We start from the raw sequence: 20,940 nt of genomic DNA, 5'->3' as shown, positions 1-20,940 counted from the left end.
AACTGACAGGCGTCAGCCTGATGCAAAAAAGCCCACCCCCGAGCGACAGGGGCGCTGGTTATTGCTGCCTGACGCCCTCGAACGTGCCTGTTCGCACTTCGCCGCTACGGATGTAATGGGCGATCAGTACGCCTCCGGGTGAGCTGATCGAATGGGTCAGCGTGAAGGCCAGCGCTTGTGCGTTGTCGTCGAACAGGCGCTTGCCGCGGCCCAGCAAGACGGGATGAATCATCAGCCGCAGCTCGTCCACCAGGCCGGCTGCAAGCAGTTGATGCACCAGATCGCCGCTGCCTTGTGTCAGTAGCTGAGGACCGTCCTGACGCTTGAGCGCGCTTATCGCATCGACCAGGTTGCCCTCCAGTGCACGGCTGTTTTGCCAATCCAGCGTATCGCGATGATGTGTGGCCACATGCTTGGGTACGCCGTTCAACAGCTCAGCGAGGGCGTAGTTGGTTGAATCGGCCCGAATGCGCGGCCAATAGGACGCGAAGATGTCGTAGGTGCGACGCCCCAATAACAACTCGAATGGCTGTGAGAACAGGTTGTGTACGGCCCGGCCGGTGGTTTCGTCGGCGTAGGGCACGATCCAGCCTCCGAATCGGAATCCGTTACCGGGATCCTCCTCAGGCCCGCCGGGCGCTTGCATGACGCCGTCCAGACTCACGAACGCGGCAACGGTAAGTGTGCGCATGCTCCTCTCCTGATTCGTCTCGGTGAAAGTGCTCATCCGGCGAGCGCCTGCAATGCCTGCGATCCCCAGCGTCACTGCCTGACAGATAGTCGAACGAGACGCTGCGAATTCGACAATGGGAGAGTGGAAGTTTGGCTGACGTTGGGCGACCGGCCCGGAAAAACTCTTTGAGTTTCCGATCCCCCCGATTTCGGCGTGAGCCCCCCCACTAATGGGTGCCATTACTCTGCAGTATTCGCGTCTCCATCAGCACTGACTTTCAACTTCTAGCCAATGTTTGCCGGGCTTTCAGGTCATCGCCCCTATTTTATTGCGACGCTGGCGCAGTAATTGCTGATTGAGCGTGTCCCGTTCATGAAAGTTGGAGGCTCGGGAAGCTATGGAGCTGTAAGTACACCCATTGAGTGATTACATCTAACCATCGGTTTGCATCATAAAACTCCTCTGGTCACTCAATAAAAGTGCTGCAGTCATCCTCTGCAACCGTTTAGGGGAGATTCTAATGCAGCACTCTAAATGCAGGTGCGGGCAAGTAGCGTCGCACTGGTTATCGGTCTTGATTGTTCTATGGGTAATGTGCGCCAGCGTTTACACAGCCTTATTCAATGTACCGGCAGGCCTCCAGCCAGCCATTGTCGGTTTGAATGTTGCGCTGGTGACATTGTTCATAGCGTTTTTCCTGGAGAACAGACCTTTCGTTCGCCGTTTGTTGTGCTTTCTGGCCTGTCTGTTGACGGTAACGCTGGTTACAGCCGACGAACCTCAGGGCAATGACAATCAAAGTAATGACAAGTGGCTGGAGCCGGCACGCTCCAGGCTTATGCATGTGATTGGCGGGATGCCGTTCTTTCCGCATCGGGCCAATACCCCCGGCAACCTGGTTTTGAATGCAAAAGACTTCGACAATGCCCAGGTCTGTGGCGCTTGCCATACGGAGATCTACAAGCAGTGGCGCACGTCGATGATGTCCCAGGCTTGGGATGAACCCATCTATCGGGCCTTGCTCAAGCGTGCGAGTACGGCCACCGAGGGGAAGGTCGATAACTTCTGCACCGGCTGCCATACCCCGATCGGTCTCACGACCGGGCAGATCAATTCGCAAGTCAACCGCTCCTCGATTGAAGACAGCGCGAAGAATCATCCGATGCCTGGGGTCGATTGCGAGACCTGCCACAACATCAGTGCCCGCACGGGCCTCGATAACGGCGCCTATGTCCTGAGCCCGCGAGCGCACGGTAAACCGACCAAGTTCGGCCCGCGCAAAGATGCCGTTTCGCCTTATCACGACACCGTGTATTCCGCCCTGCACACGCGCTCAGACTTTTGCGGCACCTGCCACAACGTCACGCACCCGTTCAGCAGTGTGGCGGTCGAGCGCACCTATGACGAATGGCAGGAGAGCGCTTACAGCTTTAACAATGTGACCTGCCAGAGCTGCCATATGCCGGGTTTTGCGGGTAAGGCCGCGATCATGGGGCCAGATCGCGAGGAGGTCGCCTCGCATTGGTTCAGCGGCGCCAACGCGATGATGCTCAAGCATCTTGGTCAGGAACAGGGCGCGCAACGCGCGCGCGACATGCTTGCGCGTGCGGCGGAAATAACCTTCCAGCAACTGCCGGCAGCCATCATTCCCGGGCAATACACCTCGGTAGCCGTCAAGGTTTCCAATGTCGGCGCCGGGCACAAACTGCCGACCGGCTTTCCTGAAGGGCGGGAGATGTGGATCGATTTCCGGGTGCTGGATGCCAGCGGTCGCGAGCTCTATCGGCTGGGTTCGATCAAGGACGGCAAGACCGAGCACGACACGCGAAATTTCAAAGTGCACATAGGCGACAAGGACGGCAATCCGTTGGACGTCGAGGTCTGGAATGCCACGCAAATTCTTTCGGACAACCGCATTCTGCCCAAGGGCTACGATATCGGGGAGTTCTCATTCCTGGTGCCAGCCGACGCCGTCGGGCCGCTCACCCTGACTGCCGAACTGAACTACTGGCCGTTTTCGCAGAAGCTGGCCGACTACCTGCTCGGCAAGAATCAAGTGCAGGTGGAAATCACCCAGATGGCCAAAGTCACGCAGAGCATCCCCCTGTCGACAAGCCTGCCAGCCGCCGGGCCGGATACTGCGCACTTTTAGCTGCGCGGGGGTGGTGTCCGGACGGTTGATATGGATATCAAAATATCCGCTTATCCATATGTATTGTGCAAACCGCCCGGATTCGGGAAGGCTCGGCTCGGCAAGGTTGTTCAGGTATGAGATAAGCTTGAGCCATGTCGGCACAAGATAATGGAGAGGTGATGAATGGAATCATTTAGCGTTCGCGAGCTGAAAGAGGCTGACGCTGAAGCGTTGCTGGCATTCGAAGTCCGTAACCGGGAATGGTTTGAATCGCATATTGACGCGCGCGACGCTTCTTTTTATTCGTTGCAGGGTGTCGCCGATCATATCGAAAGCTATTTGTCCGATTTTGCCATCGGCGCCTGGCACCCGTTTGTCATCGAAGACTCCAGTCAAAGAATCGTTGGTCGAGCCAATCTGAAAAGCATCGACTCATCGACGAGGTCTTCTGAAGTGGGTTATCGGATCGATCAACGTGTGTGCGGGCAGGGGCTGGCAACTCTGGCGTTGAGGCATCTCATCGAGGTGGCACAGTCGCGTTGGGAACTGACGCAATTGGTTGCGTATGTCTACAAGGAAAACCTTGGTTCAAGAAAAGTACTTGAACGGTGCGGATTCTTGTTTGAAGAGTCGACTTGCAACGACAAAGCGGCGGACGAGTGCCGGTTCGTCCTTTCGATCCAGTAAAACTTTTTGAGTCATTCCGGGTGCCTGTAGCTGGTCAGTGACACCCTGCTACTCCTGATCTTCGGCCACCTCTTTCCAGCTGTCATCCGGATCAAAGCGCTTCATCGATTTCGCCAGTTTTTCCCCACCGGGTCCCAGGTCTTTCTCGAACACCTGTCCTTCATGACTGATCATGAAACTCATCACCCCGGTGTCGTCGTATTTCGCCGGCCAGGCGATCAGCGCAAAGCCCCGGCTCATCTTGTCACCGATAAGGTAGCTGTAGGCGCCACCCGGTGCCGAAGGACCCTGGCCATCAAGGATGCGGAAGCGGTAACCGTGCCACTCTTCGTCGGCAATGGCTTTGCCGAACGAAGGCCCCAACGGGCTGATCTGGCCGCTGTCGTCTTCCGCCCAATAGAGTCCGTCGTGCTTGCCGGGGGAGCTGAAGATTTTCTGCGCATACTCGAGTGCGCCGTCACCGTCACGATCGACTGACGCATAGTCCATCTGCGCGTCGTGATAGGCCAGCACCGATTGCACCGCGGCGAGTTCATTGCGGCCGATTTGACGGGCACGGATTTCGGCACTGCCGGCCTTCATGTCGAAGCGCCAACCGTTCGCGTCTTTTGCCATGGGGATGGGCAGTGTCCAGTTCTTGCTGCCGACCGCCAGGATTGCCTTGCGCTCGCTGGGATTTTCAATGCGGTGTTGCTCGCGGTATTGCTGCAAAAACGCATCCACGTCTTCGCGCTGCACGCCTTCACGGGGGATGTAACTGTGCCAGTCACTGCCCAGCAGCTCGGTCAGGCGTGCCTGGTCGGCGTGTTCCGTACCCAGTGCTTCGACGAACGCTTCAACAGCCTTTTCTGGCGTTGGAAAGGCCTGTTGTGCCGTCGCCATGCACGACCACACCAGGCCGGCAGCTATCGCAAGGACAGGTGGGAGCAGGCCCATGAGTCCCTTCACTCGAGGATGGTTTTTCAACGACGGCCCCCCCTTTGACGCGCTGGTGGATTGGACGGCCGACTGACCTGGTGACCGGCTGATCGCGCGGCACTTGGGCGTTGGGCGGATGCCTGGCTGGCCCGGCCACGATTGGCCTGGAGGTTGGCCTGGGACGGTGTACGTGCGCCGGCGAAGGCGTTGTTGCGGGCACTGCCCGTACTGGCGGCCGGCCGTTTGTTCGTCGCTTGACGCGCCTGCGCCTGGCCTTCTTTACGTTGGTTCAGCTGCGCGGTCTGGTTCCTGGGTTGCTGATTCTCCCGGGTGTTTCGGGCCGTGCCCTGGCCTCTGTCAGCCGCCTTGGGTCTGTCTGCACCGGCCTGTAACCGATTGCCGCCCGAGGTTCCGGACTGCAGTTTGCGTGTTTGATCACGGGCTTCGCGGTTGCTGGTGGCAGGTCGTTCGATACCGTGTTTGTCCATTGAGTTGCGGGCATTTTCACGGGCCTGGGCGCGCTGGGCATTGTCCCCGCGATAGGCTTCACGCTGATTGGCGCCGTTCAGTTGGCGGCCGTACTGTGCGCGGCTCGCGCTGTCTCGATAGGGCACGCCATTGCGGTGCACCGGGTTGTGCTGCCATTTGTTCTGGTTATTGGTGATCCGGTTGTTGGCATTGATGTTGTTGTAACGATTGACGTCGATATCGATGTCGTTATTGCCCCAGTCGCATTCACCCCACAACGATCCAATGATCGCCACACCGGCACCAAACGCGAGTCCGGCCATCAGGGCCTGACCAGGGTAATAGGCCGGTGGCGGTGGATAGTACACGGGCGGCGACGCCGGGTAGGGCCAGGTGCCGTAGGTGGTTGTCGGGTTATAGGTGGGGACGTACACCACCTGCGGATCGGCAGGCTGAATGATGATGGTGGAGTTGCTGGCCGGGGCCGACTCTGGGGCTGGAGCCGGTGCCGCGTTCGTGGTCGCAGGTGCCGGCGCCGCGACATTCTGGATCGTCACGTTCTGATATTGGTTGCTCTGCAGATTGCCGGCGGCCTGTGCCTGGCGACGCAAGCGTTGCGCGCTTTCCATGACATCGTCGGGTTGCGCCAGGAAGGCATCACCCAGGCGTTGGACCCAGACGGGATCCTGTCCCAGTGTTGCCAGAACCTGAGGGAAGGCGACCAGCGCCTGCACGCTCGGATCCCAGGGCTGGTTCGCCACCTGTTTGACCGCGTCGTCACCCTTGGCGTCCGGGTGCGCTTTGGACCAGTTGACCGCCTCGCCGACTTCCCCGGGGTAGGTGGTGGCCATCAGCACCTGTGCAAACAGTGGGTCGGGGTAAAGCGCAATGGGCGCGAGCATCTGATCCAGCTGTTCCTGGTTAAACACCGGATCCTTGACCACCGGGGCGACGGGCGCTGTAGTGGCCGCGCTTGCCGGTGCGGGGGCTGCGGCGGGTGCCGGAACCGGGGCCGGTGCGGCAGCGGTCCCATCCTCAGCCAGTGCCAGGCAGGAAGATCCACTCAAGAACAGTACGGCTGACAACGCGTAAAAAAATGGAATGCGCATTGCACCCCCTATGTAGTCAGGCAGGCTTGAAATGAGTGAGTCAATGCCGCAGAGGTGAAAGCTGAGTTTGCAAGCCACAGAGCCCAGCTTCGATGCCGCTTCTTAATGGTAGCAGCTCATTCGAAGGATTCAGGTTGTCATTAAAACAGCGTCAATCTGATCACTGGGCGCTGGCATCGCTTTCGTGTTCTTCGGCGAATGCCATGAACACGTCCAGGTCGAGCACATCCAGTTTGATCTGGGCGATGAACGCAGAGAAGGCCAGATTGGCCGCGAGCAGACGCAGGTCGCTGGCCCAGGCCGGGAGATAGACCGGTCCCTTGAGCCAGCCGGACTCGAAAAGAGGTGCAAGGCGCACGGTGTCAGCCAGGCTGAGGCGCCCTGCAAACAAATGCCCCACCAGCTCTGGCCGGTTATCGCGAATTGCAATGCGCAGCAGGGTGTGGACGCCGAGCAACCCCGTCAGGTAAGCGGCATCCTTGGTAAACGCCGAACCGCCCCGCAGGTCGGCGCCGCGGAAGACCCGCTGGGTTGAGCGGAAGGACTCCTCTGGCGTCTGCCCGGCAGCCAGAAAACCTTCGAACACCTGGATGAAATCGGCTCCCTCCAGCGCCTGCTGGACGGCGAGCACGCGCAGGGCCAGGCGCCGCAGGCGGTTGATGTCCATGCTGCCGGTGAACAGTTCGGCCAGGGTGGCAATGCCCTCTTGGGTCTGAGTCGTACGGGGCGCTCCCAGGCCCAGGCTAATGAGGTTGGGTTGCCGCGCACCATTTTGTGCCGTGGCGACATGCACAAAGGCCTCGTGTTGCAACAGCTGATGCTTGTCCAGCTCTGTGAACAGCGCGCTGGCCCGCAGGCGAATGCGGCTCGATCCGGCGATGGCCTTGGCGGCCAGGTTCGGATCGAGCACGACGGTGATCTGTCCGACGCCGAAGAAACGGTCCAGTTCCGGTTGAATCCAGGCAGCGAAAGCCTTGGCCGGGATCTCGGCCGGGGAGGGTGGAATCCGCGCACCGCCGAGCAGGGCGTCGGTGGTCTTGAGGAAGAAACGGGCCGCGTCCAGCATGCTCAGTTGCAGGCGTGTGTAATAGAAATCCGGGCGCCGGTACAGCGCTGACGAAAATTGCGTAAAGGCGGGAGTGCCAATGGCCCCCAACATGTGTCCGGCCGTGGCATAGCTACGGGCGGTCATTGCAAGGAAATTCCCGGCCGGATGCCCCACATCGCAACGGCTGATAAAGGTTTCCAGGGCGGCGATGTCGGCGCTGTGCTCGCGGGGCTGCAATTTGACTTTGGGTAACTCGGCCCGCCCGCTGCGCCACTTCGCCAGGAAGTCTTCCTCGACGCCATCCGGCCAGGACAGGGCATCCAGCACACGGATCTTGCGGGTCAAACCGGGCAGGGCTTCATCGAGTTCGGACAGGGAGGCGGCGCTCATGGACTTCTCCTTGAGGGACGAGGTGGCATTACAAAAGCTTAGTCGTCGCGTGCCGTCACGTGTTGAGCTGGCGGGTCGTGCGTGCAAAGTCGATGAACGCCTTGAGCGCTGCGGGCACATGACGGCGGCTCGGGTAATATAGGTGTAGGCCCGGATAGTAGGGGCATCTATCTGCCTTGCTGCCGTGATTCGGGACGTCGAGGAGAAAAGGTAACTCATGCCTGCACATATTCGCCTGGCTGTACCGGATGATGCACCGTTGCTGCCCGCTATTGAGCGTTGCGCCGCTCAGGCATTCCGTTCGATCGATGAACTTGGTTGGCTGGCGGACGCTGCCACCATGACAGTCGACCGTCACAGGCAGTTGATCGAGTTATCGACTTGCTGGGTGGTTGTCGATGCGCAAGCTCGGCCCATGGGTTTCCTGAGTGCAGAACGCCACGGCAGCGATCTTCATATCCATGAGCTGTCGGTCAAACAGTCCCTGCAGGGGCAGGGCTGGGGACGAAGGCTGGTTGAAACGGCGATGGAATATGCACGCTTGAATCAGCTGGCTTGTGTCACGCTGACGACCTTCACACAGGTGCCGTGGAACGCGCCCTTTTACCGGCGGCTAGGGTTTGAACCTACTGCTGGGGCAACTCTGGACAAGCGCCTTGCAGACATCGTGGCACAAGAGTATGGCTGCGGTTTTGAACCTGGTAGCCGCTGCGCCATGTCGTGGCGGGTACCCCAGGTCCCGTAGCCGGCTTCAAACGGGACCCGCCGGGAGGATGATCTTCTTCACGCATTCCCGGAAAACTGTAGGAGCCAGCTTGCTGGCGATGGACTCAAGCGCGCCGCGTACATCCGGTTAACACGCGTTATCGTTAACGACCATCGCAGGCAAGCCAGCTCCTACAGGGGACCGCGTTCATCCGGTTAACACGCGTTATCGTTAACGACCATCGCAGGCAAGCCAGCTCCTACAGGGGATCGTGTTCATCCGGTTCACACGCGTTATCGTTAACGACCATCGCAGGCAAGCCAGCTCCCACAAGGGACCGCGTCCGAGTCCAAACCAGTGAAAGAACCGATCAAAGTTTCGGCAGTTGCCCGATACGTCCCATCATCTCGGTTACGATCTGCAGGTCCAGCAGGAACTGCCCGGTGGTCTTGAACTCGTTGTCGTTGTGACCGGTGTATTTGACGTCTGGCATGGCCAGGCCGAACTGCACGCCGTTGGGCAATTCATGCACCGACGTGGCGCCGGCGGAGGTACCGAACTTGTGTTCCATGCCGATGTTTTCAGTGGACACCGCGAGCAGGGCCTTGACCCATTCACCCTCGGGGTTGCGGTACATCGGTTCGGCGATCGATAAGTCAAAGGCCGGTGCGATGTGGGTCTTCTTGCTCCAGGCGTCCAGCTTCCCGGCGATTTCGGATTTGAGCACTTCCGGCGTCTTGCCCTTCGGCACGCGCAGGTTGACCGCGAGTTTGAAGGCTTTGTCATCCATCCCGACATAGGTCAGGGAAGTGGTCAGCGGGCCCATGAACTCATCGGAAAAACCGACCCCCAACTTGCCACCCAGGTAGTCCAGCCCCCAGTTATCGGCAGCGTAGCGGGCGGCGTCCGTGATCTGGTTGTGCTTGAGTGCGACCTTGCCGTCGAGGCTATTGATGAAGTCCAGCATCCTGGCCACCGGGTTGACGCCGGATTCAGGCTCGGAGGAGTGGGCGGAAACGCCGGTGACGGTCAGTTTGACACCCTTGCCGTCGACCTTGGCAGCCACTTCGAAGTTGCCGCCATTGCGCTTGGCGTACTCAGTGCCGGCCTTTTGCAGGCTGGTGGCCAGTTCGGCGGGCTTGTCGGTCACCAGGGTCACGACCGATGTCGACGGAATCTGGTTGGTGGCCAGGCCACCGGTCATTGAAATGATTTCCGCGCCTTTGCCTTCAGCTTTACGCTTGGCGAAGCTGGCCATGACGGTGCCATAGCCTTTCTCGGCGATCACCACCGGATAGCCGCCATCCAGTGCCAGGTTGTAGTTGGGCGTCGGGTTGCGTTCGAAGTAATAGGGGATGGCGTCGCCCGTGGTTTCTTCGGTGGTGTCGACCAGCAGCTTGAAGTTTCTGGCCAGCGGCAGCTGCTCTTCCTTGATGATCTTCATGGCGTAGAGCGCCACCACGATGCCGTTCTTGTCATCCTCGGTGCCGCGGCCATACATGCGATCGCCGACCAGGGTGACCTTGAATGGATCGAGGCGGGTGCCGTCCTGCAGCACCCAGTTCTCCGGCGTTACCGGCACCACATCGGCATGGGCGTGAATGCCCACGACTTCATCGCCGCTGCCTTCGAGGGAGATCTCATAGACGCGGTTGTCGATGTTGCGAAAGTTCAGGTTGAACGCCTGGGCGAGGCCCTTGATCTTCTCGGCTATCTTGAGGAATTCGGGATTCTCGTGCTGGGCAACGCCATCCACGCGCACGGTCGCAATGGCTACCAGTTCCTTCAAGGTTTCGGTGGCCGCGCTGCCGTATTTCACCCGAGCGTAAAGGCCAAGCAGGCGATGGATGTCGTTTTGCTGCTCAGCGGTAAGCGTCTTGTTGTCGAGGAACGCACTGATGGCCGGGCCGAGGTTGTCGGTTTTGGCGAAATCGCTCTTGGCCAGACTTCCCAGGAACCCCCTGAAATCCTTGACCGATGCATCACTGAAGGTCTTGAGGATGATCGAGCTCTGTTGCGGGGTGATGTTGGCGTGGGCAGCGGTGGTGAACGACGAAAGGCTGGCGAGCATGAGGGTGGTCGCGGCCAGGTGCTTGAGTGAAAAATCCATTGCTGGGGGCATTCCTTTGCAGGCGGGTTGTAAGAAATATCTGATCGTCTGATCAGAAACATTTCAAAACTAACACCATGAGCGTGTGAAACGGGAGCCCCTGAAGTGGGATCTGTCGCACAGAAAGGCAAAAGCGGCGCAGAAACGAAAAACCGCTCTATCAATGTTTACATTCCGCCATCACCACGTGGCAGGTATCCGGTGTACCGCCGGATCGGCCGGCATAGCGTATGCAATTACTCAGGGATCTTTGCCGAGCGATGTCCAGGGTGTCGCCCCAGGCGAGGCCACCTTCGCCGACAGTGGGGAGTGCTTCTGCAAAGCAGACTGAGCCGGTGTTTGAGCCGGTGTTTGAACCGGTGTTTGAGGCAGGATGTGGAGCCGTGGTGGCTTTGCCTGAACATCCGGCTAGCAGCGCCAGGTTGACGGCGAGCAGGGAGAGCAGGATCCATGGCGAGCATTGGCGTGCTGTATGTCCCGTCATCCCGGTTCCCCTGTATCAAGAGGCGTGTTCAACGTCGTACCTATTCAGATTAGGCCCCAATCAGGACATCATCCACCTCTCCTGCATCGCGCTTTGTTGAACGAAACGGTCAATCAACCACCGTGCGGCGGGGCCCGGTGGCAGATCCGTGCGGTAGATGACGTCGAAGGCATATTTTCCGCTTTTGTATTCCGGAATATTCAGGAGCACGAGCCGGCCGCTATCCAGGTCTTCCTGGACCATCGGGGCTGGCATGTTCCCCCAACCGATGCCTTCACGCAGCAGCATGTGCTTGGCGCCCAGGTCCGCCAGCCGCCAGGTGCGGTTGCTGAGCACGGCGAAATCCTTGTCCTTGGTCAGCAGCGAGCGGTCGGACAGCACCAGTTGCGTGAACTCTCGCCCGGCGCCCGGAACGTTCGAGTCGCTTGAGGCCAGTGGATGATTCGGGGCCGCCACCGGAATCAACTCGACACTGCCGACGCCAATTCTTTCGATGCCGTCGATGCCTTCATTCATCGGCCCGCTGACGCCGACGATTGCGCCGCGGTTGATCACCAGTTCAGTGACGGCGCCGAGCGCTTCCATATGCAAGTGCAGGGCAACGGTCGGGAACTCTTCGCGAAAGGATTTGAGTGCGTCCACCACGCGCTCGGGGGGCAGCATCACATCGAGCACCACGTGAACTTCGGCCTCCAGTCCCTGGAGCAGGCCCTTCACTTTGGCGCGTAAACCATGAATACCGTTGGCGATGGTTCTGGCTTCGGCCAACACGGTGCGGCCGGCATCGGTGAGCTGGGGTTTGCGGGTGGTCTGGCGGTCAAACAGCGACACGCCGAGCTGCATTTCCAGGTTGGCGATCGAATAGCTGATGACCGAAGTGGCCCGGTGCAGTTTTCTGGCGGCCGCGGCAAAACTGCCGACTTCCACGACTGTCAGGAACACGCGCAGTTGGTCCAGTGTCGGTGTTCCGGGGTCAGAGATCATGCCTGTTTCCTCGAACCAGACGTCGCTCGGCAAGTTGCAAGATTGAACTCCTTTACCGGCTATGTGGGTTTGCTTTTCTAATTTATCGAATCTAATGATCTAAATTAGTCAGCTATTCAGGTTAGCTGACCAGGAGCAACATTTCCTCACCAGGGCGGTTCATGTCGAATCGCACCCAATTGAAGGAAATACCTCATGACGACTTCCGCAAACATCGCTCATTCCGCCACCTCTGAAAAGAGCCGTTCCGACGTCACCCAAGCCTCGGCCTCGTTGATCGGCCGCGTACTGCTCAGCGCAATCTTCATCCTCTCCGGTTTTTCCAAACTGGCCGCTCCGGCCATGATGGTCGGCTACATCAGCTCTGTTGGTCTTCCGCTTCCGCAACTGGCTCTGGCGGTGGCGATCATCGTTGAAATCGGTGGTGGCCTGGCGCTGATCGCCGGCTACCGTACCCGCACCGTTGCCGCTGTACTGGCTGTGTTCAGCGTGTTTACCGCCCTGGCTTTCCATAACGCCCTGGGCGATCAAAACCAGTTCATCCACTTCTTCAAGAACATCGCGATGGCTGGTGGCCTGTTGCAGATCGTGGCCTTCGGTGCCGGTCGTTTCAGCCTCGACGCTCGCCGTCGTTGATACCCCCGCGCTGCGCAGGCCAGCCCCTCGCAGCGCAATGTTCTTCTCCCTTCTTTTTCGATAGTCGAGACCTCCATGAAAGCCATACGCGTGTACGAATACGGCAGCCCTGAAGTTTTACGTCTGGAAGATATTGCCGACCCGGTGGCCGGCGTCGGTGAAGTGCTGATCGATGTCGCCGGAGCCGGGGTGAACCCGATTGACTGGAAGATTCTTTCCGGCGCCATGAAAGCGTTCATCCCGTTGCCGCTGCCTTTTACCCCGGGTGTCGAAGTGGCCGGTACGGTGGTGGCAGTGGGGCAGGGCGTCACTGAGTTCAGCATCGGCGATGAAGTGTTTGGCTTCATCAACATCGTCGGGGGTTATGCGACCAAAGCCGTCGCCCAGGTTGCAAAACTGGCGCTAAAACCAAAATCGCTCAGTGCCTTGCAGGCCAGCGCTGTCCCCGCAACGGCCCTGACGGCCTGGCAGGCCCTGACTGAACACGCAGGTGTGCAACGGCGACAAAAAGTGTTGATCCACGCAGCGGCCGGTGGCGTGGGCAGCATGGCCGTGCAGATTGCCAAGTACCTGGGCGCGGAAGTCTACGCAACGGCCTCGGCACACCATCATGCCTACTTGAAAGACCTCGGTGCCGATTACACCATCGACTATACGACCCAGGCATTCGAAGAGCTGGTGTCCGGCGTCGATGTCGTACTGGATCTGGTGGGCGGCGACACACAGACCCGTTCGTTTGCGGTACTCAAAAGAAACGGTGTGCTGGTATCGCCGGTGAGCCTGCCGAACATGTCGCTGGCCAACGACTATGGCGTGACCCCCGCCAACTTTGCCACCCGTTCGGATGGCCGGCAGCTCTCGCTCATTGCCGAACTGTTCGACAAGGGACACCTCACGGTCGACGTTGAGGCATACCCCTTGAGTGATGCGAAAGTGGCGATCGAGAAAAGCATGGGCCGTCACTTACGTGGCCGGCTTGTCCTCGATCCAACCCGGTAAACGGTTGTCAGGTAATCGGCGACAGGATCAGGCAAGTTGTCAGAAGGATCTGACTAACTGGCTGCCGCCGTTGTCTTAATCTGCACGGGTAGCGAGCCGCACCTGCCTCAACAGGTGATCGACATCCTCGGCGGTGGTTGCGAACGATGTGACAAAACGAACGATGTTTGGTCCCCAGCGATCATGGTAGAACCCGAACCCGGCCCGTAGCAGCGCTTCGATTATTGCCGGGTCCAGCCGACAGAACAGGATATTCGCCTCAGTGTCGCCGAGCACGTCAACGCCGTTCAGGCCGGCAAGCCCTTGCGCCAGGCGCTGGGCCGCAGCGTTGGCCTGGCGTGCATTGCGCAGCCAGAGATCGTCGGTCAGGTATGCATCGATCTGCGCCGAAAGAAAACGCATCTTGGAGAAGAGATGGCCTGCGCGCTTGCGCCGGTAACTCATCTCGTTGGCGAGCGAGGTGTTGAACAGGACGATGGCTTCCGCCGCCAGCACGCCATTCTTCGTGGCACCAAACGACAGGGCATCGACGCCAGCCTTCCACGTCATTTCGGCGGGAGAGCAACCCAACGACACCAAGGCGTTGGCAAACCGCGAGCCATCCATATGGAAGCCAAGGGACGATGACTTGCAGACATCACCGATGGCTGCGATTTCGTCCAGGGTGTAGATGCTGCCGACTTCGGTGGCCTGAGTGATGCTGACGCAGGCAGGTTGAGTCGTGTGCACGTCGCCGACCTTCTCGCGAGTCCGCTCGCGCAGTCGGGTGATGTCCAGCTTGGCCGATGGGCCGTCGATGGTTATCAGCTTCGCGCCGTTGGAAAAGAACTCGGGTGCGCCACATTCATCGTTGTTGATGTGACTGGCAGGATGGCAATAGATATTCCCCCAGGGTGGCGTCATCGCGCTCAGGCACAGGCCGTTGGCGGAGGTGCCGGTGGGCACGAGTAAGACTTCCACGTCGCGCTCGAAGATCTCGCTGAACTTGCGCTGGACCTGCGCCGTCAACTCGTCGGTGCCGTAGGGGCTCGCCTGGCCCGTGCTGTGTTTCACGATGGCTTGCGCCACCTCCGGTGATGCGCCTGCGATGTTGTCACTTGAAAAACCCAGAGCGGGCGGTCTGTTTGTTTCACCGTTCATCATCCAGTTCTCGGCTGCGCAGGCGAAGGTGTTTCGCCCGGATTGGCGCATCCTAGGGAGGGGAGGGTTGTCGCGCTTGTAAAAAATTGACGGTCGTTTGATCGCCGACGCCCTAGGTCCTGTAGCGCGAGGGCGCGACGCCAAATGCCTGTCGAAAGGCGCGATTGAAATGGCTTTGATCGTAAAAGCCGACAGCGTGGGCGACATCGATGATCGGTTGCTCGCTGCGCGACAACAGGCCACAGGCCCGTTCGAGACGCAGGCGAAGCAGCCACGCGTGTGGCGTCATGCCGACGGTCCGCTTGAACTGCTTGAGAAACGGGAAGCGGCCCAGACCGCACAATCCAGCGAGATCATCGAGGGTGATTCGCTCATCGATGTGGCTGAAACAATAGTCCCTGACGCGAGACCATTGCAGGGGGGATAGCGTGCCTGCAATCGTTTCGGGCTTGATCGCCCGGGACTGGCTCAACAGGTGTTCAAGGAGGGTGATCCATTGCGTCTGCAACGCGAGGCTGCCGGGTCCAACGGTCTGCTGCATCGCTTCGTGCAAACCGCGCAGGTGGCCGGCAAGCCCCGCGTCTTCCAGCAACACACTGGTCAACTCAAGCTCTCTCGGTCGACCGCTGATCTCCTCGGCCAGACTCGCGACCAGCGTCTGCGACAGACGGAATGTCTTGAGCGTATAAGCACCGCCGCCCTCGGAAACCCCATCGTGGATTTCACCCGGCGGCATCAGGGCAATGCTGCCCGGACCTAAAAGAAACGACTCGCCTTTCGATCGATGACGCTGGATGCCTTCGGTGACAAAGCCAATGTGGAAATCGAGGTGGTAATGGCGGTCGAAACCGACATCCGCAAAGCGTGCGGAACCCAGCACCAGGCCTGGTACTTCGGAGACGTGATGGTACTTGGCGTGCTCAGTCATGGAACCCGTACAACAATCGGCGAGGAGGGCAGATAGATGCAAAGTTTAGGTCTACAGGAGGTTTAGATCCATGGGGTGTCAGCAATTGACCTGAGGTCGTGTCTATCGGGTCATTCCTCGTGCTGCTGGACGAGTGCAATCCAATTGTTCCGACTAGTCAACCAATCGGCCCGACTCTACTGTTTCAGGCATCGGGCCGTGAGGCCCGCCGATTACTCCACGCAGTCACCATTCACAGGAAAACGACTATGTCAGACAGCCAAAAGCTCATCGCCGTTGTCGGCGCAACCGGTCATCAGGGCGGCGCCGTTGTGCGCGCGCTGCAGGCGAGCGGTCAATTCAAGGTCCGTGCGTTGACGCGCAATCCGGCCGAGCACCCGCGGTTGGCTGACGAAGTGGTGCTGGCGGATCTGGATAGTCCGCAAACACTGAAAGCCGCGTTTGCTGGAGCGCACGGGGTTTTTCTGGTTACCAATTTCTGGGGGCCGGGCACGGACGAGCACAAGCAGGCGCTGGCGGCCGTTCAAGCAGCGAAAGCTGCGGGCGTTCAACACTTCATCTGGTCGACGCTGCCAAACGTGGAGGCAATCAGCCGCGGCAAGCTTGATGTCCCGCATTTCACCGACAAAGCAAAAATCGATCGCGTCGTGGGTGAAGCTGGATTCGCACACCACACTTTCGTGATCGCGCCGTTCTTCTATCAGAATCTGCTCGGCGTAATGGCTCCGAAGCAGCAAGCCGATGGAACCATTGGCTGGGTAATACCGCTCGATCCGCAGCAGCGCGTCATTCACATGGGCGACATCACCGAGCTTGGCCACGTCGTGGCCGGGGCATTCGCGCAGCCTGAACTCGCCGGGAACGGCGAATATCTGCCGATGGTCGGCGACTTCCTGAGCTTCAACGAGGTCATCACCGAGCTGAATCGTCTGGGGCACCATTTCTCGTTCAAGCACGTCCCACGCGAACTCTTTGCCGGCTGGTTCCCGGGCGCCGGGGAAATCGCGGAAATGCTCGCCTACTTCGAGGCCCACACTTACCTCGGTGCGGATTCGCGCGAAGCCATCGCACTGGCCAACAGAGTCGCCGGCCGACAGCCAACGAAGTTCGCCGCTTGGGCCCGGGCAAACTTCGAAATTCCGGCGTCCGCCTGACGCAACAATCGCCACTGGCTATCGATACATCACCGGTGCGTCTGTCGTATTCATCTTCTGGGTCACCAACCCGATGAACGCCGACACGGCGAGTGGCAGCTGCCGGCGGGTCGGATACAGCACGTTCAGGCCATAGCCTTTGGGTTGGTATTGCGGCAGTACCGGGACAAGCGTCCCGGCCTCTATCTCAAGCCTGGCCATTATGGGCGGCAGCAGCGCGATACCGAGCCCGGCCACGGCGGCCTTGCGCAGTGCCTGGGCGGTATTGCCGCTGAAACGCCCGGCAACTTGCACTTCTTCCTCGCCATTGGGACCGACCAAACGCCATGTGGTGTGGCCGCCTGGATGCGCGGAGATCACACAATCGTGGTTCGCCAGGTCCTGCAACGTGCGGGGTGAACCACGTGTCGCAATGTAGGAGGGACTGGCCACCATCCCGACGCTGCGCGGGTCAAGGATCTGACGGCCGACATAACCTGAGTCGCGCAAGGGCCCGCCGCGAAAGGCGACGTCGATCTGTTCTGCGATCAGGTCGGCCTTCGCGTCACTGAGCACGAAGTCGAGCCGCACGCGTGGATGCGCGGCCAGGAACTCGGTCACCCACTCCATCTGGAAAAAGTCGAAAAAGTCGGCTGGAGCCGCCACGCGCACCAGCCCACTGGGTTCGTTACTGCCCGTCATCAACTCCTGTCCCGCTTCGAGCAGGCCATCGACGGCTCCCACGCAACGCTCATGAAAGCCCTGGCCAGCACTGGTGAGCGTGAGTTTGCGAGTGGAGCGTTGCAGCAGTCGAGTGCCGAGTTGCGCTTCGAGCTGCTGGATGCGACGACTCACGGTATTGGGTGGCATGCCCAGCCGTCGTGCCGCCTCGGCAAAACTGCCGCTGCGTACTACCTGCACAAACATGGCGATGTCATTGAGGTCGATCATGGCGGGGTATTCCTGGCTCTGGTGGACGAGTGCAATCCAATTGTATCGACTAATCAAGTAATCGGTCCGGCCCTATTGTTCAGGCATTGGGCCGCGAGGCTCCCACTCTTCTGTGAGTAATCTTCATGACGCTGCTGCAACGACCTCTCCCCGATATCGCCTCTGGCGTTATCCGTGAAACCACCACCGACCGCGCAATCAGCTACCGCACCACCGGTAGCGGGCATGGCGCGATTGTCCGGTTGATGAGTCCTTCCGATCTCGGCCAACTGATCAAGCCTTTTGTTTTCCTTGACCTGTTTGAAGGTGAGAGCTCATTCATCAACGGCATGCCAATGCACCCGCACTCGGGCATCGCCACAGTCACGGTCATTACCGAAGGCAATTTGCGTTTCGAGGATGCTGATTCGGGTTCGGGGATGATTGACTATGGCGCTGTAGAATGGATGCGCGCCGGGGGCGGGGTCTGGCACGGCAAGGAAATGTCGGTAGGCACATCGAAGCGGATTCAAGGCTTTCAACTGTGGGTTGCACTGCCGCCGGCGTTGGAAAACGCGAGTGTCGATAGCCAATACCTGGAGTCCCGCGTGATGCCTGAAGTGGGGCCGGCGCGCCTGATTCTTGGAACTTACCAGGGTGTCCAAAGCCCGGTCCGCGCTCCCGCCGGAATGAACTACCTGCTGGTCACGCTACCCGCCGGGGAATCCTGGACCTATGTTCCACCCCGTGGGCACGCGTCATTGTGGTTGAGCGTCAGCCGCGGTTCCCTTGCCGCGCCAGGGGTGGTCATGGCGGGAGAAATGGTCATCTTCGAACCAGGTAGCGGTGCCGTCACGCTCAAGGCCCTGCACAAAGATACCGTCTTCGTGATCGGCTCCGCGCAACCTCATCCCTATGACCTTGCACTGGGAAACTACTCGGTACATACCAACCCGCAAGCCTTGCGTGCGGGGGAGGCGAAAATTGCCGAGATTGGCGCTCGGCTGCGTGAATACCTGAAAAAACCGAACGAGTCAGCCAGCGTGCCGGTTTTCAAGTAAACCAGGCGTCCGGTCGCTAAAGACCACTGAACATGCTGATGATCACGGCATTGACCAGGTCTATGAAAAAGCCACACACCAGCGGCACGATCAGGAAAGCCTGGTGGGCCGCACCGTATTTTTGCGTCACGGTCGACATGTTGACGATGGCCGTCGCCGTGGAACCGAGGGCAATCCCGCCGAATCCGGAAGCAATCACGCTGGCTTCATAATTGCGCCCCATGAATCGGAAGACCACAAAATACGTATAGATGACCGTCAGCAGAATTTGCAGGGTCAAGGCGCACAGAATGAACATCAACGCGCCGTTGAGTTGCCATAACTGAAGCCCCATCAGGGCCATGGTCAAAAACATGCCCAGACAGATATCGGAGATCAGCGACAGACCCAGGCTGGCGCCGCTCCAGGTTTTCAGCCGCTGATCACCGATCACGGCGAGAACGATGTGGTGAATGACGATGCCCGCGAACAGGCAGCTGACGAATTTAGGCAGGGTGATGCCCGCATCGACCAACAGCAGGTTGAGTCCGTAGCCGAGCATCAGCGTCAGGTTGAGCCACATCCATGCCCAGAGCACGTCGTAGTAGTCCATGGGCTTGCTCGGTTGTTGCTCGAAAATGCCGACTTCCAGCGCCGCATCCCCGGAAGGCGTCAGATGATGACGACGTATCAGTCGGTTGGCGATCGGACCGCCGATCACGCAAGCGGCAATCAGGCCGACGGTGTTGCTGGCCATGCCCAGTTCATGCGCGTTACTGATTCCCAGCCTGTCGACGAAAAGCGGTGCCCAGGCCAGGGTGGTGCCCGCCCCACCCGTAAGGGAAACGGAGCCCACCATCAAACCCGCCTTGGGCGCGAGCCCAAATGCCTCGGCCACCCCCATGCCCAGCGCGTTCTGCAGGACAATGAACACCGCGGCGAGCACCAGCAGGATCAGCAGCGGCAGTCCTCCCTTGAGCAGTTGGCGCATGTCCGATTTCAAGCCAATGGCGGCAAAGAAATACAGCAGTAGGGTGTCGCGAATTTGCAGATCAAATTCGATCTCGATATTGAGGCCGAAGTAAAACAGGGTCGTCACCGCCGCACAGACAAAGCCGCCAACCACCGATTCGGGAATACAGTATTGACGGAGCAAGGCGTTGCGCTGGACAAGGGTTTTGCCGAGGAAAAGCAGGAGGATGGCGAGGGTGAAGCTCACGAGGCCGTGAATCGGGAAGAGCTGAGGAGTCATTCAAGGCCTACCTAAAAATATGAAAAATCATTATCAGGATTCGGTAACTCAGTGTTTTGACCTGAGTCAATGAACGGTGGATTCAGCAAATGCAAGCCTGGCTCGTCCAGGCAGCTTCCCAATCACCAAGTGTGTCTGTGCGCCAGGAGTGAGGACAGCCTAGCCTAAACTCCGGGTTGGCATAGGCTGCCTCACGCTCCCGATGGCAAATCAAACGGTTGAATTTAGCGCTTGATCAGAGAAATCTTCGTTCCCTCGATACTGACCCCCGCCATCAATCCTTGCTGGTCGAAGATGAACGCGTAGGCATCGTCTTTCAGCGTCGAGCTGGACAGGTTCTTCGCAACCCCTGCATCCACTAACACAACTGTTGGCCCTACACCGATTTCCCAGCCTTTGGTGTCGGTTACATATTTCACGGCTTTGTCGGTCATCAGGAAAACCACGTAGCCATACGACTGGGCGCCGGCCTGCAGCCCCCAAGAGCCGGTGACGGAGTTGTAGTAATTCTCGACTTTCGAGCCTTTCATCAGTACGCCTTCGCCATAGCTGCCGCCGAACACAAGACCTGCCTTGATGATGTTCGGGAAAACAAGCGCTGCTTTGGCTTGGTGCGAGATGGTTTCGGAAAAAGGATTGGTCTTGTAGAGCGTTTGCAACGCTTGTCGAGAGTCGGCATTCAGATCCTCGGCAGTGGCCGCTCCGGCATTGTTCAGGAAACCAGCCGATACCAATGCTGCAGTCGCGAGGAAGATCGACAGGAAGAACCGCATTGATTGAGTCATTTGCGTACTCCGCTGAGGGAGCATTGGATGGGAGCAGCGGTTAGCGCCTGCGCCAGGCAGGAACCGAACCCACTGAGGTATCCGGCGCACCCTGAAGTGTGTGAATCGCAAGCATCGCTCGTGAATGAAGCTGGCCCGAGGCCGTTGATCATTTGCGACGCCATCAGCTGTTATGACACCTGCGTAATGGCCGGGTTCGTTGTCAGTCCTGCTTCTGGCCGCTGGCCACCCAGAACTTGATCGCTCCCCTTGGACGAACACTGTCTGCACAGTCTTTCCCGTGGAAATTGGCCAGGAAAAATATATCTACCCCGAGGCCTAATACCGGTCAGTTAAGCGCTAATGCGATCTGTAGCAGCTGCCGAGCCCGCGAGGCTGCGTTCGGC

Annotated in this window: 19 protein-coding genes and 1 pseudogene; 7 read left to right on the top strand and 13 right to left on the bottom strand. The window is 59.2% G+C overall.

Going from position 1 to position 20,940, the window contains the following annotated elements; translation table 11 throughout:
• Positions 1-58: 58 nt before the first annotated feature.
• The gene (locus tag PMI28_RS09450) at positions 59-691 is read right to left on the bottom strand and encodes a dihydrofolate reductase family protein (protein WP_007989108.1); all 633 of its coding nucleotides are present in this window, start codon (positions 689-691) and stop codon (positions 59-61) included.
• A gap of 502 nt (positions 692-1,193) precedes the next feature.
• On the opposite strand from PMI28_RS09450, the gene PMI28_RS09455 reads away from it, so the two are divergent.
• Together PMI28_RS09455 and PMI28_RS09460 are read left to right on the top strand one after the other, a co-directional pair.
• On the top strand, positions 1,194-2,825 hold the full coding sequence (locus PMI28_RS09455) for a multiheme c-type cytochrome (protein WP_007989107.1): 1,632 nt from the start codon (positions 1,194-1,196) through the stop codon (positions 2,823-2,825).
• Between the two features lie 165 nt (positions 2,826-2,990).
• A complete protein-coding gene (locus PMI28_RS09460; protein ID WP_007989105.1) occupies positions 2,991-3,494 on the top strand; it encodes a GNAT family N-acetyltransferase in 504 nt (167 codons plus the stop codon).
• A 48-nt stretch (positions 3,495-3,542) separates the two neighbouring features.
• Here the strand turns inward: PMI28_RS09460 and PMI28_RS09465 are convergent, their stop codons facing one another.
• The 4 genes and pseudogenes from PMI28_RS09465 to PMI28_RS31185 all read right to left on the bottom strand — a co-directional run.
• A complete protein-coding gene (locus PMI28_RS09465; RefSeq protein WP_007989103.1) occupies positions 3,543-4,430 on the bottom strand; it encodes a DUF2950 domain-containing protein in 888 nt (295 codons plus the stop codon).
• 26 nt (positions 4,431-4,456) lie between these two features.
• On the bottom strand, positions 4,457-5,989 hold the full coding sequence (locus PMI28_RS09470; RefSeq protein ID WP_007989101.1) for a DUF3300 domain-containing protein: 1,533 nt from the start codon (positions 5,987-5,989) through the stop codon (positions 4,457-4,459).
• A 160-nt stretch (positions 5,990-6,149) separates the two neighbouring features.
• Positions 6,150-7,427 carry a tyrosine/phenylalanine carboxypeptidase domain-containing protein gene (locus PMI28_RS09475; protein ID WP_007989098.1) on the bottom strand — a complete coding sequence of 426 codons (1,278 nt, stop codon included), beginning with the start codon at positions 7,425-7,427 and terminating at the stop codon, positions 6,150-6,152.
• Positions 7,428-7,482: 55 nt separating this feature from the next.
• Positions 7,483-7,602: pseudogene (locus tag PMI28_RS31185) on the bottom strand (LysR family transcriptional regulator); the annotation flags it as partial.
• A gap of 42 nt (positions 7,603-7,644) precedes the next feature.
• Between PMI28_RS31185 and PMI28_RS09480 the strand changes: the two are divergent.
• A complete protein-coding gene (locus tag PMI28_RS09480; RefSeq protein WP_007989096.1) occupies positions 7,645-8,172 on the top strand; it encodes a GNAT family N-acetyltransferase in 528 nt (175 codons plus the stop codon).
• 331 nt (positions 8,173-8,503) lie between these two features.
• Here the strand turns inward: PMI28_RS09480 and PMI28_RS09485 are convergent, their stop codons facing one another.
• From PMI28_RS09485 to PMI28_RS09490, 3 genes are all read right to left on the bottom strand, one after another.
• Positions 8,504-10,243: a dipeptidase gene (locus tag PMI28_RS09485; protein WP_007989094.1), complete on the bottom strand. Its 1,740-nt coding sequence runs from the start codon at positions 10,241-10,243 to the stop codon at positions 8,504-8,506.
• Between the two features lie 160 nt (positions 10,244-10,403).
• Positions 10,404-10,727: a hypothetical protein gene (locus PMI28_RS31180; RefSeq protein ID WP_081501452.1), complete on the bottom strand. Its 324-nt coding sequence runs from the start codon at positions 10,725-10,727 to the stop codon at positions 10,404-10,406.
• A 60-nt stretch (positions 10,728-10,787) separates the two neighbouring features.
• Entirely contained in the window at positions 10,788-11,711 is a 924-nt protein-coding gene (locus tag PMI28_RS09490) for a LysR family transcriptional regulator (RefSeq protein WP_007989092.1), read from the bottom strand.
• 195 nt (positions 11,712-11,906) lie between these two features.
• On the opposite strand from PMI28_RS09490, the gene PMI28_RS09495 reads away from it, so the two are divergent.
• Both PMI28_RS09495 and PMI28_RS09500 read left to right on the top strand, forming a co-directional pair.
• The gene (locus PMI28_RS09495) at positions 11,907-12,347 is read left to right on the top strand and encodes a DoxX family protein (RefSeq protein ID WP_007989090.1); all 441 of its coding nucleotides are present in this window, start codon (positions 11,907-11,909) and stop codon (positions 12,345-12,347) included.
• Between the two features lie 75 nt (positions 12,348-12,422).
• Complete coding sequence (locus tag PMI28_RS09500) at positions 12,423-13,346, top strand: NADP-dependent oxidoreductase (RefSeq protein WP_007989089.1); 924 nt, start codon at positions 12,423-12,425, stop codon at positions 13,344-13,346.
• Between the two features lie 75 nt (positions 13,347-13,421).
• Here the strand turns inward: PMI28_RS09500 and PMI28_RS09505 are convergent, their stop codons facing one another.
• Together PMI28_RS09505 and PMI28_RS09510 are read right to left on the bottom strand one after the other, a co-directional pair.
• The gene (locus tag PMI28_RS09505) at positions 13,422-14,489 is read right to left on the bottom strand and encodes a threonine aldolase family protein (RefSeq protein ID WP_007989087.1); all 1,068 of its coding nucleotides are present in this window, start codon (positions 14,487-14,489) and stop codon (positions 13,422-13,424) included.
• Between the two features lie 109 nt (positions 14,490-14,598).
• Entirely contained in the window at positions 14,599-15,414 is an 816-nt protein-coding gene (locus PMI28_RS09510) for an AraC family transcriptional regulator (protein ID WP_007989084.1), read from the bottom strand.
• Positions 15,415-15,662: 248 nt separating this feature from the next.
• Here PMI28_RS09510 and PMI28_RS09515 point away from each other — a divergent pair, with 248 nt between their 5' ends.
• Entirely contained in the window at positions 15,663-16,568 is a 906-nt protein-coding gene (locus PMI28_RS09515; RefSeq protein WP_007989082.1) for an NmrA/HSCARG family protein, read from the top strand.
• Between the two features lie 18 nt (positions 16,569-16,586).
• Here PMI28_RS09515 and PMI28_RS09520 read toward each other — a convergent pair whose 3' ends face one another.
• Positions 16,587-17,498 carry a LysR family transcriptional regulator gene (locus PMI28_RS09520; RefSeq protein WP_007989080.1) on the bottom strand — a complete coding sequence of 304 codons (912 nt, stop codon included), beginning with the start codon at positions 17,496-17,498 and terminating at the stop codon, positions 16,587-16,589.
• A gap of 125 nt (positions 17,499-17,623) precedes the next feature.
• On the opposite strand from PMI28_RS09520, the gene PMI28_RS09525 reads away from it, so the two are divergent.
• Complete coding sequence (locus tag PMI28_RS09525; protein ID WP_007989078.1) at positions 17,624-18,538, top strand: pirin family protein; 915 nt, start codon at positions 17,624-17,626, stop codon at positions 18,536-18,538.
• A 16-nt stretch (positions 18,539-18,554) separates the two neighbouring features.
• On the opposite strand, the gene gltS is transcribed toward PMI28_RS09525, so the two are convergent.
• Both gltS and PMI28_RS09535 read right to left on the bottom strand, forming a co-directional pair.
• Positions 18,555-19,769, bottom strand: coding sequence for a sodium/glutamate symporter (gene gltS, locus PMI28_RS09530; protein WP_007989076.1), 1,215 nt, complete (start codon positions 19,767-19,769; stop codon positions 18,555-18,557).
• A 224-nt stretch (positions 19,770-19,993) separates the two neighbouring features.
• Entirely contained in the window at positions 19,994-20,554 is a 561-nt protein-coding gene (locus PMI28_RS09535) for a YSC84-related protein (protein ID WP_007989074.1), read from the bottom strand.
• Positions 20,555-20,940 lie beyond the last annotated feature (386 nt).

Origin of the sequence: Pseudomonas sp. GM48, from assembly GCF_000282335.1 — a bacterium.
GTDB lineage: Bacteria > Pseudomonadota > Gammaproteobacteria > Pseudomonadales > Pseudomonadaceae > Aquipseudomonas.
This window is presented reverse-complemented; position numbering and strand designations above follow the sequence as displayed.

Coding starts and splice junctions, on each gene's coding strand:
- PMI28_RS09460 (WP_007989105.1), top strand. CDS start 2,991: ATGGAATCATTTAGCGTTCGCGAGCTGAAAGAGGCTGACGCTGAAGCG.
- PMI28_RS09480 (WP_007989096.1), top strand. CDS start 7,645: ATGCCTGCACATATTCGCCTGGCTGTACCGGATGATGCACCGTTGCTG.
- PMI28_RS09495 (WP_007989090.1), top strand. CDS start 11,907: ATGACGACTTCCGCAAACATCGCTCATTCCGCCACCTCTGAAAAGAGC.
- gltS (WP_007989076.1), bottom strand. CDS start 19,769: ATGACTCCTCAGCTCTTCCCGATTCACGGCCTCGTGAGCTTCACCCTC.
- PMI28_RS09525 (WP_007989078.1), top strand. CDS start 17,624: ATGACGCTGCTGCAACGACCTCTCCCCGATATCGCCTCTGGCGTTATC.
- PMI28_RS09490 (WP_007989092.1), bottom strand. CDS start 11,711: ATGATCTCTGACCCCGGAACACCGACACTGGACCAACTGCGCGTGTTC.
- PMI28_RS31180 (WP_081501452.1), bottom strand. CDS start 10,727: ATGACGGGACATACAGCACGCCAATGCTCGCCATGGATCCTGCTCTCC.
- PMI28_RS09450 (WP_007989108.1), bottom strand. CDS start 691: ATGCGCACACTTACCGTTGCCGCGTTCGTGAGTCTGGACGGCGTCATG.
- PMI28_RS09485 (WP_007989094.1), bottom strand. CDS start 10,243: ATGGATTTTTCACTCAAGCACCTGGCCGCGACCACCCTCATGCTCGCC.
- PMI28_RS09500 (WP_007989089.1), top strand. CDS start 12,423: ATGAAAGCCATACGCGTGTACGAATACGGCAGCCCTGAAGTTTTACGT.
- PMI28_RS09505 (WP_007989087.1), bottom strand. CDS start 14,489: ATGATGAACGGTGAAACAAACAGACCGCCCGCTCTGGGTTTTTCAAGT.
- PMI28_RS09455 (WP_007989107.1), top strand. CDS start 1,194: ATGCAGCACTCTAAATGCAGGTGCGGGCAAGTAGCGTCGCACTGGTTA.
- PMI28_RS09515 (WP_007989082.1), top strand. CDS start 15,663: ATGTCAGACAGCCAAAAGCTCATCGCCGTTGTCGGCGCAACCGGTCAT.
- PMI28_RS09470 (WP_007989101.1), bottom strand. CDS start 5,989: ATGCGCATTCCATTTTTTTACGCGTTGTCAGCCGTACTGTTCTTGAGT.
- PMI28_RS09465 (WP_007989103.1), bottom strand. CDS start 4,430: ATGGGCCTGCTCCCACCTGTCCTTGCGATAGCTGCCGGCCTGGTGTGG.
- PMI28_RS09520 (WP_007989080.1), bottom strand. CDS start 17,498: ATGATCGACCTCAATGACATCGCCATGTTTGTGCAGGTAGTACGCAGC.
- PMI28_RS09475 (WP_007989098.1), bottom strand. CDS start 7,427: ATGAGCGCCGCCTCCCTGTCCGAACTCGATGAAGCCCTGCCCGGTTTG.
- PMI28_RS09510 (WP_007989084.1), bottom strand. CDS start 15,414: ATGACTGAGCACGCCAAGTACCATCACGTCTCCGAAGTACCAGGCCTG.
- PMI28_RS09535 (WP_007989074.1), bottom strand. CDS start 20,554: ATGACTCAATCAATGCGGTTCTTCCTGTCGATCTTCCTCGCGACTGCA.